The 15790-nt window shown below is 65.2% G+C and carries 6 protein-coding genes; 2 read left to right on the forward strand and 4 right to left on the reverse strand.

Annotation, left to right across the window (positions count from 1 at the left end; genetic code table 11):
- Window positions 1–172: 172 nt before the first annotated feature.
- Complete coding sequence (locus ACFCV3_RS04925; protein WP_376026159.1) at window positions 173–682, reverse strand: barstar family protein; 510 nt, start codon at window positions 680–682, stop codon at window positions 173–175.
- Window positions 675–10403, reverse strand: a complete 9729-nt coding sequence (locus ACFCV3_RS04930; RefSeq protein WP_376026161.1) for a LamG-like jellyroll fold domain-containing protein — start codon at window positions 10401–10403, stop codon at window positions 675–677. Before ACFCV3_RS04930 ends, ACFCV3_RS04925 begins: the two co-directional genes overlap by 8 nt.
- A gap of 268 nt (window positions 10404–10671) precedes the next feature.
- Between ACFCV3_RS04930 and ACFCV3_RS04935 the strand changes: the two genes are divergently transcribed.
- Both ACFCV3_RS04935 and ACFCV3_RS04940 read left to right on the forward strand, forming a co-directional pair.
- Window positions 10672–13218 carry a YfhO family protein gene (locus tag ACFCV3_RS04935; RefSeq protein ID WP_376026163.1) on the forward strand — a complete coding sequence of 849 codons (2547 nt, stop codon included), beginning with the start codon at window positions 10672–10674 and terminating at the stop codon, window positions 13216–13218.
- Between the two features lie 42 nt (window positions 13219–13260).
- A complete protein-coding gene (locus ACFCV3_RS04940) occupies window positions 13261–14388 on the forward strand; it encodes a hypothetical protein (RefSeq protein ID WP_376026165.1) in 1128 nt (375 codons plus the stop codon).
- Here the strand turns inward: ACFCV3_RS04940 and ACFCV3_RS04945 are convergent.
- Window positions 14385–14837 (reverse strand): VOC family protein, encoded by a 453-nt coding sequence (locus ACFCV3_RS04945; protein ID WP_376026167.1) that lies wholly within the window; start codon window positions 14835–14837, stop codon window positions 14385–14387. The two genes, ACFCV3_RS04940 and ACFCV3_RS04945, sit on opposite strands and share 4 nt — an antisense overlap.
- A 20-nt stretch (window positions 14838–14857) precedes the next feature.
- The gene (locus ACFCV3_RS04950) at window positions 14858–15778 is read right to left on the reverse strand and encodes a Ku protein (protein WP_376026169.1); all 921 of its coding nucleotides are present in this window, start codon (window positions 15776–15778) and stop codon (window positions 14858–14860) included.
- Between the last annotated feature and the right edge of the window lie 12 nt (window positions 15779–15790).

A 15790-nucleotide genomic window follows, 5' to 3' on the forward strand; every position in this document is an offset into this window, starting at 1 on the left:
CAGGTCAGCGACAACAAACTGTGCCTCCGGCAACGAAACAGACCAGCCGCCACGAACTGCAAGTCGAATTTTCCGCCCCTTTGCACGCCTGCCGCACACGGGAACTCGCACAGCAGGCTACCGCTTTCCGAAATCGGACTCTTCTAACCCAGACCTCCGATACCTCAACCACTCAACTCGGAGGATGAATAACAGGCAAGGCCAGTCCAAACTCATGTACCTCAACACCCAGATCGAAAACCACATGGAATGCCACCGGCGGTCGATCCCACGGCTCGCCTTTCGCCACCCCCTCAGCCAACTCAGGTGCTACCTTATGAACTATTGAAATTAGAATCTGAAGGTCTTCCTTTGAACATCTGAGGAGGAATTCCGAATTGCGGAATACGGCAACGACACTACGATTCCCCATATATTCATAGATATCCGAGAGGCATTCATCAAAGGCGGGCCAATTCCGTCCGAAGTAGTCCGGGAATGAGAACTCCCGTGCCACGACATCGAAGAATCCGTCCAGCGTCTGCATCGACTCGGAGTCCAGCCCGGCAACGATTGCGCCTTCCGGTGCGGCTTTCAGGGCACGCCGGACCAGATCATTCCGCAGATCAGCCTTATATATCCAAGGCGGACCTGCCACGGTTGCTGGTTCGAGAAGTTGCCGAAGATCCACGTCTTCACCCACCAAATTCCGTAAAGGTACTGTAATGGTCGGTTGTATAGTAAGTGCGGCCATCACTACCAGTCACGATGCGCTGAGGTCCACGGTTCACTCCGCGAGTATACGGGTTTACGTCCCACTCCTTGTAAGTGATCGGCCCACCTGCGGAGTCTGTTCTCGGGAGGACCATTCCGCCTCCGCGCCCATCGTTACTAAAAGCCCTTCCGCCCTGATAGCCAGGAGGGGCGGTGCCATGCGCCTTCACGTGTGCGGCCGTGTCCAGTGCCTTTTGTTCCACCGGACCGAGAGGAATCTCTCGACACGTTCCGCTGTTGTGGACCAAGACCGGCATATTGCCGGCGAGCACATAGTAGGTGTGCTTCGTGGAGACTGTCAGATTGAAGACGCTGGTTCGCTCGGCGTGTCTGGCGATACCGACAATCTTCGTTGAGACACCACGCCGACTGGACTGCAGCTCATTGTTGAGCTTAAGGTCACCTGCCTGAACCCATTTCTTCGTCGACTCGACGTAGAAGGGGTGGCCGTCGGTGGCGGTCACCGTGGACTGCTGCGGGAGATCGAGGGGCGACGACCGTGTTTCCAGTTTGATCTCAACAAGCTTCTTCTCACCGACACCGACGATGAGAGCCGTCACTTCCTGCACGTCGGCTACGCCGTCCTCGGCATTTGCTGACATGACCTTGTCGCCGAGCTCGACCTCGTCGATCCGCTTTGTGGTGCCGTCTGCCATCAGCACGCGAGTGTCAGGTGTGAAGGAGTTTCCCCCACAACGCTTGGCGGCCTGCCCCATAAGCTTGCGGGCGAGACTGCGCTCCGCCTGCGCGGCCGCAATACCTTCGGCGGTCCTGACACCAATACCGACGAGTTTGCCGCCGCCCGTGAAGCCCAACGCCGTCAATCCAATGCCCAACTCGCATTTGTCCCAGCTTTGGGGACTTGGCTTCTTGACTGCAGCCTCGCATGCCTCATACGACTCGATCAGTGGGTCGACGAACAGTTCTTCACCCAAGTTTTCTGTGGGTGACTTGCCGTCCTCGTAGAGCCATTTCCACCAATCGCCTGATTCGCTAACGGCGCCAACCATGGAACCTGTGCGGTTGAGAGTTTGCCGGAAGAGGAAACCGGCGTAGTCGCCGGTTTCGTCGGTCAAATCGCCGTCGGTGCCGACGACTGTCGTTGGCTGCGACGGGTTCGCATAGCACAGGGTTGTGTTTCCGTTGGTGCAAGCAGGGCTTCCAGGCGGCGGCTGAGGATCGTTCTTGCCATGGTCCTCGATGTCTTCACGTTCTTCTTCGGCTTTACACGCCGGGGTGTTGCACTTCTCTGGTGGTTTGGGGTCGCAGTTCTTGCCCTTGCAACCACCGCAGTTCTTGCCTTCGCAGCCGCCACCGCCACCGCAGTTCTTGCCCTTGCATTCGCCGCAGTTCTTGCCTTTACAGGGACCGTGGCCGCAGTCGGTTTCGCCCTTGCCCTTGCCATCGCACTTTTGGTCGCACTTGCCGGTCTTCTTACAGTTCGGCTCTGGCTCTGGCTCCGGATCCGGGTCGTCGGGGCAGACTCTCTTCGGCCTGACGTCGTCGTCGCCAGCCGGCAGGACCCAGCGGCAGCCATGGTCGAGTTCTGGATCGACCGGTCGATGGCCGTCGGGGTCGTTGAGAGTTATGGGATTGCCTGCTCCATATCCGTACAGGTTGAGGACTGAGGAAGCGGCACCGCCCGCGTGCGAAATGGTGTCTCGGGAGTTGAAGGTGCCCGACTCGGGGTTGTACCAGCGGGCGCCTTGGTTTACGTCGCCGGAGCGGGGGTCGGTCCAGTCGCCTTGGTAGCCGATTCGGTATTTGAGGCCGGTGGCGTTGGTGGAGTTGCCGAAGGGGTCGAAGGTTCGGGTGTCGGGGAGGCCGGCGGAGAGGGTTGTGTCGGTGGGGTCGAAGCCGGCTATGGCGTCGCCGTGGCGGTCTGAGAGGACCAGGCGTTTGGTGGTTTCGTAGCCGATCGACAAGAGTCCGTCGGAGGCTGAGCGGCCGAAGAACTGGGTGCCGTCGGAAACTACCTCGTCGGAGAAGCCGGCGTAGCGCATGCGGGCGGTGCCTGCTTGGACGGGGCGGTCGAGGGCGTCGTAGGTGAAGTCGCGGTCGGCTGTGCGGATCATGCGGTCGAAGGCGTCGAAGGTGAAGGCTTCGGTGGTGGTGGTTCCGCCTTCCGTACTGACCTTCGAGAGCAGGGCTCCACGCGGGGAGTACGTGTACGTCGAGGTGCCGTCGTTCAGGAGGCGGTTGCGTTCGTCGTAGGTGGCTAGTTTGGTGCCGGCCTTCGTGCGGTTGCTGGCGTTGTCCCAGCCGTATTGGGTTGCGGTGGTGCCCTTGGTCCAGGTGGTTAGGCGGCCTAGCTGGTCGTAGGCGTAGGTGTTGTCGCCTGCGCCGGCTACACCGGTCGTCTTCTTCGAGGTGACGTTGTTGTCGGGGTCGTAGCCGTAGGTGATGGACGAGACCGAGGTGGCGCCGGCCTTCAGTACGTCGGAGTTCATCCGGCCGTAGGGGTCGTAGCCGATGGTGCGGATTCGCGCTGAGCCGTAGTCGATCGTCGAGAGCTGGCCGGCGGCGTTGTAGCCGAGGGTCTGCAGTGTCCGGGTGACTGGATCGGTGGCAGTGGCTGGGCGACCGTTGGTGTAAGTGAAGTCGGCGGTACCGGCGGCGTCGATGCGCTGGGTCAGCTGGCCGTCGGGGTTGTAGCCATGGGTTGAGGTACCTGAGGGGCCGTCGGCTCGGAGGAGCATGCCGCGGTCGTTGTAGGTGTAGGTGTTGACGCCGTCGAGGGAGCTCGTGGTCGCGACGCGGCCCGCCAGGTCGTAGGTCAGGTCGCGGGTCGCGGTTGAGGCCTCGGCTCCGGTGCCTTCCTCCTTGGACAGGCGACCGGCGGCGTCGAAGGTTCGGTTGCGTACGACGCCGCCGGGCGAAAGCAGCGAGACCGCGTTGCCGGCTGCGTCGTACGACGCCGTCCAGGTGCGATCGGCGGCTGCCGGGTGCGCCGTGGTCGACGGCTCGATGACCTTCTCGGGCAGCCCGAGCGTGTTGAGCGTGTAGACGGTCGAGTTGCCTCGGCCATCGGTGTACCGAGTCCGGTTGCCGGCTGCGTCGTACCCATAGGAGATGTTGATCGAATCCGTCGCATTCACCGGGTCGACCTGGGCGGTCAGCCGCCCGAGGGCGTCGTAGGTGTACGTCGTTGCCCTGTTACCCGAAGCCGGTGTCGACGACTTCAGGTTCCCGTCGGCGTCATAGGCGAGGATCGTCGTACCGAGGGCAGCGTTCGACGAGTTCAGCGTCTTCGACGTGATCAGCTGACCAGCCTTGTCATACGCCGCGATACTGCTGCGTCCCAGCGCATCCGAGGACCGAACCTGCCGGCCCGCGTAGTCGTAGCCGAAGCGGCTGACCACGTTGTTCGGATCCGTCGACTGGATCAGCTGACCGAGGCTGTCGTACGTGCTGGTGGCAGAGGCGCCAGCAGGCGTCTGGGCCTTCACGACGTTGTCCATGTCGTCGTAGGTCAGCCGGGTGACGAAGTTCGCCGCCGTCGGCTTCCGCTCAACAGCAGTCGACGTGACGACCCGGTCAAGATCGTCGTACGTCAATCGAGTCACAGAGCCGAGCGCGTCGGTCGTCGACTCGACGTCACCGTTGGGCGTGTACGTCGCCTTGCTGATCACGCGCTCGTCGTTCGTCTTGCCCGGCGCGTCGACCTGGACCTGCTGGTTCAGGTGGTCGTACGTGAATCGAGTCGCGTTGCCACGTTCGTCGATCTGCTCCAGCAGATTGCCCACCGGGTCGTAGCGGAATGAAGTCTTCGGAGTCAGTGCCGATCCACCCGGAGGTGTGTAGGACGGCGCTGCCACCTCGACCTGCCGACCGAGCTTGTCGAACGAAGACTTCACGACGTTGCCGAGGGCATCCTTCGACGAGGTCGCCTGCCCGAACGCACCGTACCCGACTGTCGCAGTCGGCTGCACATCAGCCGGCGCTCCACCGTTGGACTCGGTCTTGACCTTCGGTGCGACCGTCTTCACCAGCCGCCCAAGCTCGTCAAAACTCGAGACGGTCGTGAAGTCGGCCTTGACTGCGCCAGAGACGTTCCCGCGAGGGGAGGTCGAGGATGTGGCGAGGCCACGCTGGTCATAGGTCCAAGACGTCAGCAGGTTGCCGCCGGCATTCTCGACCGTCTGCGACACCCGCCGTCCGGCCGCGTCGAAGACGAAGGAGGTCGCCTCGGTGACCGCAGTAGGTCCGGCGATGTCCGCGTTAGACCATTCGCCCGTCGTCTCCTGGCGAGTCACGTTACCCGCGAGGTCGTGCGTGGACGTCGTCTTACGCTTCAGCCCCGTCGGGTCGGTGATCTCGGTCGTTACCCGTCCGACCTTGTCGATCGTGTAGGTCGTGGTCGACTTGCCGTTGTCGGTGACCGACTTGATCCGGTTTCCGGCGTTGTCGTAGAAGTTGTCCTCGAGGACGACATCCCGCGTCGTTCCGTCAGGATTGTGGAAATCTTCCAGCGTTCGAGTCTTCAGCGAGTCGTCCGCGTTGTAGGCGTACGTCACCACGCGACCCATCGCGTCGACCTCGGCGGCCTTGCGGCCGGCGGTGTCGTACTGCGTCTTGGACCGGACCTTGTAGTCGACGCCCTCGCGCGGCTCGTCGGTCGGCGGGTTGTTCGGGTCGACCGGCTGGTTCATGTCCCAGACCTCGGTCGGCATCTTCAGATCGCTGAACTTGTACTCGAACCGGTTGCCGTTGGCATCTTCCGACCACGTCCGGTTACCCGAGGCGTCGTACCCCTGCTGCGACTCGTTGCCATTGGCGTCGATCGCCCGTGAGATCCGGTTCCGGTCGTCGTACTCCATCGTCGAGACCCGCGGCTCGTCAGCCGTCTTGAGGTCCCGCGCCGTGGTCTTCAGCACGTTGCCGTCGTCGTCGTACTCCAGCTCGGCCTTCTGCTGGTGCTGCTCCCCCGTCACCGCGTCCGTGGTCACCGGACCGGTCACCGAGGTGATCCGCGACATCTTGTCGTACGTGTACGTCGACGTGACCCCGCCCGGATACGTGTCCGACACCTGCGTCTCGGTCTTCTTCCGGCCGATCTCGTCGTAGGTGTAGTTCGTGACGAGACCCGACGGGGCCGTCAGCTTGGCCAGCTGGCCGTTGCCGTCGTAGGCGTACTGGGTGTCGGAGTTCAAGGTGCTGTTCACCTTGACCCGCGCCAGCTTCAGCAGTCCTGGCGGCATGGTCTTGCCGTCAGGCCCGACTTCCGTCCCGCTGGTGTAGGTGTACTCCGTCTGGCCGCCGTCCGGCCTCTTCTCGAGCGCCACGTCACCGTTGACCGTGAGGATCTGCTCGCGCACGTAGGTGGTATCGGTCGCACTCGCCGAGCGCCCGTCGCGGAACTGGTACAGCTTGTCCCAGCGCGGATCGAGCGGCGGCCATGAGGCGAGCGAGTGGTAGGCGCTGTACTCCGTTCGGCAGTCGGTCCCACCGAGACCTCGGCAGGTCTTCGTCGACGCGACATTGCCGCGCGCGTCGTACGTCATCGAGACCTCGCCACCGGACTCGCTGGTGACCTTCGTCAGCTGCCCGGTCTTGCCATGGGTGTAGCTGCGAATGCCATACCCCTTGCCGTCCGCCCAGCTGGGTGTGCTCTCGGCATCCCACGGCTTGTGCGTGGTCTCACCGAGCGGTCGTCCGGTCCGCAGCAGCCAGCCACCGAGCGCGTCGTACTCATAGATGTACGACGTTCTGCCCGGCCCCGTGACCTCGACGACCCTGCGCAGGTCCTTCTCGCTACCGATGACATCGGGGTCGCTGATGGTCCAGTCGCCCCCGTCCTGGTCGATGTACTTCCGGACGCGGTCCGACGCCGGGTTGTACTCGACCTCTGCGGTCGTGCGCCCACCGGCCGAGGCGATCGACGTCAATTGGTCCGCGGCGTTGCGGCCCTGCTGGTAGTGGGTCTGAATCTCCTTGAAGGTCATCGGGTGCGAGTAGATCGCAACCTCGTCGATCTGACCGTTGAACTTCGTCGCCGCCTGCGTGCCGTAGCCTGGCCACGAACCCGGCGCCGCGGCTACCGCCGCACCGATCTGGTTCACCGGCATCCGGGAGTGATCGACGATGCTCTGCGTCAGCGTCTGCTGCGCCACACCGTCGAGGTACAGGTTCTGCTTGCTCCCCATCGCACTCAGTACGACGTGGTGCCACTGGTTGTCGTTGACAGTCACGGTCGAGGTCATCGGTACGGCGGAGCCGTGCCAGAACTGTCCACGCAGCTTGCCGTCGCTCCCGACGTACAAGACCGGCATTCCGCCCGTGGTTGAGGTGCCGAGCTTCCCGACCTGGTAGCCGATCAACGGCTGGCCCGTCGCACCGCCCGGAGTCTTGAACCACATCTCAATGGTCTCGTCACGACTGCGCGTGGCGAGCCCGTTCGGCAGCCCGACGCTCGCCGTACCGTTGAACTTCACGGACCTGTCCGCGTCACCAACCCCAGCGAGCGGACTGTCCTGGCTGAACTCCACACCCGCGTACGTGCCGAAGTCGCCCTTGCCGGTGACATCGATCTCGTTCGTCGCGTCGTTGTCAGCACCATCATCGGCGAGCCGGAAATAGCCGTCCGGCTTGCTGTCCAGGATGGCGCTCCGGTAGTGCGAGCCCTGCTGCGATCCGTACGTCGTGCACTTCTGCTCGGCGTTGCACGACTTCGTCAGCACGTCACCGGCGTACTCATAGGTCCAGGTCAGCGGCGTGCCGTCCACCGGCTGCGTGCTCACCGACGCGACATGCTTGTTGTCGCTGGTCCAGGTGAAGGTCAGCTTCCGGCCGGCACCGTCCTGACTGGCCGCCGTTTCGAGCGTGCCATTGGCGCGATAGCTCAGAGTCAGTGGCTTGCCCAGCGTCTTGTAGATCTTGCTCAGCCTGCCGGTACCGGCAGCGAACTCGTATTTCATGCCGGCCGCGATCTGCAACGTCCACGGCCCAGTTGCCGAGGTCGCGGTCAGCACGGTCTTGGTTCCCCGCGGGGCAGCGTACGTACCGTCGGCGTTCTTCCCGAACCGGACCTGACGTCCGTCCGGGTAAGTGATCAGCACGTTCTCGGTGTCCTCGTTGACCAACCGCATGTCGTAGCGGCTCGACCAACCGGCACCGAACGCTCCATCACGCCGCAGATCCAGGCTGTTGTAGGTCCGGGCCACGGTCAGCTCAGGACCGGCCACCGGTACGACGATGTCCAGCGCGGACGCGGTGTAGTTGCCGACCGCCGGGTCGTACGGCTTGTCCTGCGACTTACCGTCGTTGTTGGCGATGTGCGAAGTGATCGACGGCTGCGGGACATCGGTGAACAACGTGACTGGCGGTCCGGTCGTGACGGCACCGTCGTTGTCCTGCACCGAAACCTTCCACTGGTACTCACGGTTCCAGCCGAGCTTGCCCGCCGGGACGGCCCAGCCCTTCATGGTGCTGTACGCGCCACTGTCGAAGCAGCCGACCTGGGTGTTGGTGCCGACGACCTCACACACCGAGAACTTGTACTTCAGCGTGGTCTCCGGCTGATCCGGATCGATACCGCCCGCCCACAACGGCGGCGTCAGCGTGTAGGCCTGGGCCCCGTTAAGCGGCCAGACCTTCCCGACGTCCACCACCGGCGGGACGTTCTGGACCGTGATGAGTCGCGCGGCCGGCCGGACACCCCAGTCGGTGTACCAGCGCCGTACGGTCGTGTCTCGATGCACCATCGAGAACTCGATCTGATAGTCGACACCGGCTGGAGTACCCGCGAGCCGGCCGACGTTGACGTCGAGATTGATCTTGCCCCCGTGCGGAACGCTCGTCGTCACCGGCGTCTGCAGCTGGTTGACGCTCACGGTCTGGCCGTTCTTGAAGACCCGGTAGCTCATGTAGTCGTCGCTCGGGATCCACGTGCGACCACCGAGGTTGGTGATCGTCATCGGGAACTTGCCGTCCTTGTCCTGCGTGACGTAGTCGGCCGGCTTCTGCGCCCGGAACGCGTACGCCGCGTGGTACGGCGAGTGCGTGATCGCGAGCTTCGGCGGATTCGCAGCGTCCTGACCAACGAGCTTCTTCCATGAGTACTTGTCCGCCCGCTGCCGGGCGAACAACGCGAACCCGTAGTTCGAGATCCTGTCGTCGACGATGCCCTGCAACCAGGAAACACCGGCCGCGTTGAACGGAAGCGACTCGTACCTCGGCGCACAAGCCGTCGTACCGGTGCTGCCCGACACATAGCCGCGGGAGAATCCCTTGGCCGCAAGAACCGACCGACCGGTTGCCGGTCCGGGGTACTTGAGCTGCGGCAGCGGCGTCGAGGTCCAGTTCTCAGTGATGCCGTACACATCGAGGTCACGCGCCGAACAGGTGTCGGCCTGGTAGTTGTACACCTCGAACGAGGCAGCCACGATCGTGTCGTAGACGAACGGCGCCTTCTCCAGCATCGGGAAGTTCAGCAGGGCCGCGTAGGCGTTCCAGCCCGTGGTCGACGAGCAGTTCGCACCACCCGGCGGCGGCCGGCAACCGATCTGCAGCTCACTGGCGCCGCTGACCGCGCCGTTCAGCCCCACACTCACCGCGGTCCCCGAGGTGATCCGATCCGTCGGGATCACGGTCGGGTCGAGCCGCACCGGGTACACGCGCGCCGGGTCATCCAGCCATGCGTCGTCCGCGGTCACCTTCAAGGCTTGACGCCCGTTGATCGTGACCAGCTCGTACGTCACGGCGTTCGAGGTGGCCCGAACCTGCGCGGTGTTGGAATCCTCCATCGTTCCGGCCGGAATACGGGCTCGCTCGACTCCTCCGGCATCCTTCAGAACGATCTCGCGGCCCTGGAGTGCGGCGGTGAGGTTGCTCAGGCTCAGCGGGAACGTATACGACCTCGCCGCAGCCGGGGAGCGCAGAATCACCGTCTCCTTGATCCCACGCGGTCGCGACTCCAGCTCGAGATCAGCGTTCGGCAGGAAGCCGGGGTAGGTCACCCTGCTGCCGGACATCTGCCCCGCAGCACCAGCTGCACCCGTCACGCTCCAACCGATGCTGCGCCCCTGGCCCAAGTCGATCCGCGCGACCGGATCCGCGTCGGCCTGCGGTGCCATCCACGAGTACACCTCGGTCGAGATCGTCTCCCAGCCGCCGGGCTCCGCCGGCTGCAGGTTCGCGTTGATCTGCGCCCAGGAACCGTCCGCCTTCTGGAAGTTCAGCGGCGCGGGCGACGTGACCGTCGTCTCGGTGCTGTCTGCGTTCACGAACGTCTGCGTGAACCGGTCCCGCTTGTCCGTGCGCTCACGGCTGGTCTTCGCGTCGAAGCCTTTCACCACCGGCTGGTTCGGCGGCATGGCCTCGGCTGCCTTCGGGGCCGGCTGCTCGCTCGCCGCATCCTCGGGCTTGGCCTCACCTAGCGGGAACCTCGACCGCAACGACGGCGGCCGCACCTTGTTCCCACCTGGCACAGCGGCAGGCAGCTTCCCCGACCCCAGCTGCTGCTTCGGAGCCGAAGCCTCGCCCTTCCCCGACATTGCAGCCGGCGGAATCGGCGGCTCGGCCGCCGCAGCAACCGTGACCGGCGCAGCCGGCCCGATCCCGGCCAATGGCACCGCCAACGCGACACCGATCGCCAGCAGTTGCGCGACCCGAAGCTGGCGCTTGCGCGCACGAGAAGACAACCTGGACATGGCGGATCCCCCTGGGCGTGGATGACCAAGAACAGGCCCTGGAGTCCCCCGACTCCGCCAGCACCGCCAGGACCCTAACATCCGGTACTCGCCGAGATCTACGAAGTTGCACGAACAAGCAACGCCCCCGGGCACCGCCGAGGTCGCGAAGTATGTTGCGTGAGGCAACTGTTATGCCGCCTTTAGGGGCATGAGACCCTTCCTGCCCTGCGGTTGCCGCAATCTCCGGTACGGTCGAAGCGCAGGACGAGCGGAGGCCGGTGAGAGGATGGCGGTTCGCGGGCGGATGGCGGTGCCGGGTGCGGCACTCGCCGCAGTGGCCGCGGTGATCCTCGGCGGTCTGCTGCGCGGGACCTATCCGTTCGGGGCCCACGGCCGCAACATTCTCGACCTGCGGCAGCAATTCATCCCTATGCACGCCTACCTGCGTGACCTGGTCACCGGGGATGTGCCGGGTGACTTCTTCTTCAACTGGTCCAGCGGGTACGGCGTCCCGTACATCGGCGACTTCATGGCCTACAACGGGGCCGCGCTGTCCTGGATCGTGCTGCTGTTCCCGCGCGACAAGATCGACCTCGCGCTCTACGTGATCATGCTCGCGGCGATCGCAGCCGCCGCGGCCGCGATGACGGCGTACCTGAGGATGCTGCGACCGAGGGCGCCGGACTGGCTCGCGGCAGTCGCCGGCGTCTCGTACGCGACCTGCGGGTGGGCGCTCGACGACGGCGGCTACATGACCGGTTGGTTGTACGGCCTGATCGCGTTCCCCCTGATCTGTCTGCTGTGCGAATGGGTGCGGCGGAGGCGAACCGTCCTGCCGCTGGTGGTGGCGCCGTTCGTGATCGCCTTGTTCTGGTACTCGCACTTCTACACGGTCTACATGGCCACGTTGGGCGCGGCGCTGGTGCTGATCGCCCGCGTGCTGTCCGACCCCGACGGCGGCTCCTGGCGGCATCGGTTCACCGGTTCCGTGCGCTGTCTGGTCGTGGTCGTGATCGGCATCGCACTGTCCGCGCCGCTGCTGGTGCCGACCTTCAAGTCCGTCGGGTATGCCCGGCCGAGTCCGGACGAGCATTTCGACGCGATCAGCTGGCTGAGCTTCTTCGGACGGCTGCTGCCTGCCTCCGAGGGGGTCGGCAAGACGCCGGGGCTCGCCGTCGGGACCGTTCTGTTGCTGGCCGCGCTGAGCTTCCCGTTCAACCGGCGCATCGCCCAGCGGGAACGCGTCGTCTGGTCGACTGTCATCCTGCTGACGACCATCAGCATGCAGATCCCGCTGACCCACGAGATCTGGCACGGATTCGATACGCCGAACGGCAACCCGTTCCGGCAGGCGTTCGTGGTGGCCGGGATGCTGGTGATCACCGGCTGGCTCTCCCTGGCTGCGGGAGTGCGGGACCTCGCGGCGATCGCCGTACCGGTGGTGCTGCTCCTGGCCTTGTACGGCGTGGCGTTCGGCGCCTGGTCGACAACTCCGCTGACGCACGTGGTCGTCCCGGCCATGATGGTCGTTGCGGTCCTCGTCTGGGCAGCCTGGCGCTGGCGACCATCGCGATTGGTACGGCGAGCCGCCGCGGGACTGCTTGTTGTGGCGGTGTTGGCCGAGGTGACTGCCTCGACGTACGCGATCGACGATGCGCGGGCGGCGAGGTACACCGCTGCCCAGCCGTGGGGTCCACAGCAGGCGCAGGCCCGCGCATTGGGGCTGTCGGCGCAGGACTGGCCCCGGCAGCGAGTGTCGGCAGGCGCGTTCAGCACCGTGAACGATCCGATGCTGATCGGCGGCCAGGGGGCCGAGTACTACAGCTCGACGATCCCGGACGAGCTCACGGAGGCGCTGATCAACCTCGGTTTCGGGGTCTCGGCGTTCGGACGAGCTGTCGTCGATCCGGCCAATCCAGTGCTCGATGCGACCTTCTCGGTCGGCGCACGCATCCGGGCCGACGGCCAGGACGAGCTACACCTGGTACGGAGCCCTGCGTCACCGTTCGTGACGGTGCGGCCGGGCAAGACCTGGGTGTCGGCGAACCCCGGGGTCTTCGGAGTGCAGGAGACCGCGTTCGGTGCTGACGTCTACGCGGTCCCGAAGCTGACGGTCACGCCTGCCGCCGCTTCCCGGCTGGCGATCAGCGACCGGCGCCCCGGCCTGCTCACGATCGCGTTGCCCGCAGGCGCACCGGCCCCGGCGGAGTTCCGCCTCGTCGGGCGTTGCCGTCCTGGATCCCAGCTCTATCTGTCCGGGCCCCGGTTCGCCGGGGAGGCATTGGTGAATGGGCAATGGACATCGCTGCTGCCGCCACAGGGTAAGCGCCTGGGGACGTACAGCGGCGCGCTGATGTCGGCCGGCCCGGCCGACGCGAACGGTGCCTTCGACCTACGGCTCCGAACGTCGGTCTCGACCCAGTTGCCGGTCGGCGCCATCGGCTGTCTCGACCGCGTCAAACTCGACCAGGCCATCACCCGGCTCGAGCAGAGCCAACCGGCCGCCGTACAAGTCGGTGGGCACAGCATCAACGTCAGGCTGACGCCGGGTACGCAGGCGCGGGTGGTGATGGGAGTCGTGCCGACACCCGGCTGGCGCTGCCAGCTCGACGGCCAAGCGGCCCGCAAACCTACTCAGGTGGGTGGCCTGATGGCGATCGCCGTTGGCCCGCAGACCACCGAGGTTGCCTGCACCTACCGGCCTGCCGGACTGCGTCTCGGTCTGCTGGTAGGAGCCGCCGGGCTGTTGTCGCTCCTGGCCGCAGCAGCCCTCCTCGTGCTCCGCGAACGCCGCAACCATGAGATGACACCGACGGTGCCACCGGTCCGGTAGGCTCCCCGCGTCCGCGACGCTCGCGGCACCCTGGGAGGGGACATGCACGCACACGTCGCGACGGCGCCGAGTGGCCGGGCGTGGGCGGTTGCTGCGCGGCTCGCCTGGCCGGCGGTTGCTCTGTACGCCGTTACGCGGGTGCTGACGTTCGTCGTACTGGCTATTTGGAGTCGGAGTACTCCGGAGAGCCTTGGGAAGGTGCTTGGGGACTTTGATGGGGCGCACTATGTGCTGATTGCTGACAAGGGGTACGACGCTGTTGCGGGCGGGAAGGAGATGGCGCTCTTTCCTTTGTATCCGATGTTGGTGCGGGGGCTCGGCTGGGTTTCGCCGTTGTCTACGGTGCAGAACGCGGTTCTGATCAGTGTTGTGGCCTCGTTGGCCGCGGCCTGGGGCATCTTTGCCGTCGGCAACCACCTCGCGGACCGGCGGACCGGGATCTTGCTTGCGGGGCTGTGGGGCGTCGTACCGCATGCTTTGGTCGAGTCGATGGCTTATACCGAGTCGCTGTTCACCGCGCTGAGTGCATTTGCGTTGCTCGCGCTGCTGCGGCGCAACTGGGTGACCGCGGGTGTTTTGACCGCCGTGGCGGGGCTGACGCGGCCCTCTGCGATTGCGCTGGTCGGTGTGGTTGGGCTGGTGGCACTGATTGCGGTTGTACGGCGTCAGGACGGATGGCGGCCGTGGGTCGGCGGGCTGCTGGCGCCCCTGGGGTGGTTGGGCTACATCCTGTGGGTCGGCAACCAGACGGGTCGGATCGACGGCTGGTTCCACATCCAGAAGACCATCTGGCGTTCGTCGTTCGACTTCGGGACCTCGGCGTTCCGGGTCGCCAAGAAGACGCTGAGCACCGCATCCGCGCTGGACTACACGGTGGTCACCTTCGTGCTGGTGGCCGCGATCCTGCTACTGGCCCTGAACGTGGTCGATCGTCTCCCCTGGCCGCTGATTCTCTACAGCGCGCTCATCCTGGTCTCGTCGATCGGCGCGTCGAACTACTACAACGCCAAGGGCCGCCTCATCCTGCCGGCGTTCCTCCTGCTGCTCCCCGCCGCCCGGGCGATGGCCCGGACGCAGACTGCCAAGGCCGCGCTGATCTTCACGTTCCTCGCGGCCACGTCGGTCTGCTTCGCGGGCTACCTCGCCTTCATCTGGAAGCTGTCACCCTAGGCGCGCCAGGGCATGTGTTGGAGGGCCCAGGTGTTGCCGTCGGGGTCGGTGAACCAGGCGTAGAAGACGCCGCCTAGGTCTTCGATCTCGCTGACCTCTACACCTCGGTCTATCAGTTGCCGGCGGGCGGCTTCCAGGTCCTTGACGACCAGGTGGAGGCCGCGTTGGGAGCCGACTGGCATCTCCATCTGGGGGAGGCCGGTGGAGATCATGATGGAGCAGTAGGAGCCTGGTGGGGTGAGTTGCGCGAAGCGCAGGCCTTCGGACGGGTTGATGTCCACGTCGCAGGTCCAGCCGAGTTTGCCGGTGTAGAAGGCTTTGGCTCGGTCCAGGTCGGCTACGGGCATGGGGATCAGTTCGAGGAGGTAGGCGCCCGGCGCTACCAGGGGGTGCGCCGGGTCTACCGGGATCTCGGAGAGGTCCTTGGGTACTTCGGTTCGTTCGGTCATGGTTGGTCCCCCCACGCCGCTTATGCGGACTTCTTGGCGGCTTTCTTCGCGGTTTTCTTGGCTGCCGTTTTCTTGGCGGCGGCCTTCTTGGGCTCGGCGGCCTTCTTGGCGGGTGACTTGGCCGCGGTCTTCTTCGCGGGGGCGTCGCCGCCGCCGGCTCGGCGGGCCTTGGCTGCTTCTACGGAGGCTCGGAGGGCGGCTACCAGGTCCACGACCTCGGCACCTTCGGTCTCTTCCTCGTCGGACTCGGCGGGGAGGGGGACGCCGGCGGCCTTGGCCTCGACCACCTGTTCGAGGGCCTGGCGGTATTCGTCGTGGTACTGGTCGGGGTTGAACTCGCCGCGGAGGGTGTCGATGTAGGAGGAGGCCATGGCCTTCTCCTGGGAGCGGATCTCGACGTCCTCGGGTGGGGCGGCGAAGGCGGCGTCGCGGATCTCGTCGGGCCAGAGCATCACCTGGAGGATCAGGATGTTGTCGACGGTGCGGAGCAGGCCGAGGCTCTCGCGGGAGCGGAGCGCGACCTTGACCAGGGCGTACAGCTCGGAGCCTTCGAGGGCGTCGCGGAGCAGCACGTAGGGCTTGGCGCCGGGGCCGCCGTCGGCGGCCAGGTAGTACGACTTGCCCAGGTAGAGCGGGTCGACCTGGTCGGCGGGGACGAACTCCAGGACGTCGATGACCTTCTTGCTGGTCAGCGGCAGGTCGGCGAAGTCGTCAGGTTCGAGCACGATCATCCGGCCGTCCGGCATCTCGTAGCCCTTGCCGATATCGGAGTACGGCACCTCTTCGCCGTCGATCGAGCAGATCCGCTTGTACCGGATCCGGCCGCCGTCGGCGACGTGCACCTGACGGAAGGAGATGTCCTTCTCCTCGGTCGCCGAGAACACCTTGATCGGGATCGTCACCATCCCGAACGAGATGGCACCCTTCCAGATGGCCTGCATGTCACCAGCTCC

Source organism: Kribbella sp. NPDC056345 (assembly GCF_042262745.1).
Classification (GTDB): domain Bacteria; phylum Actinomycetota; class Actinomycetes; order Propionibacteriales; family Kribbellaceae; genus Kribbella.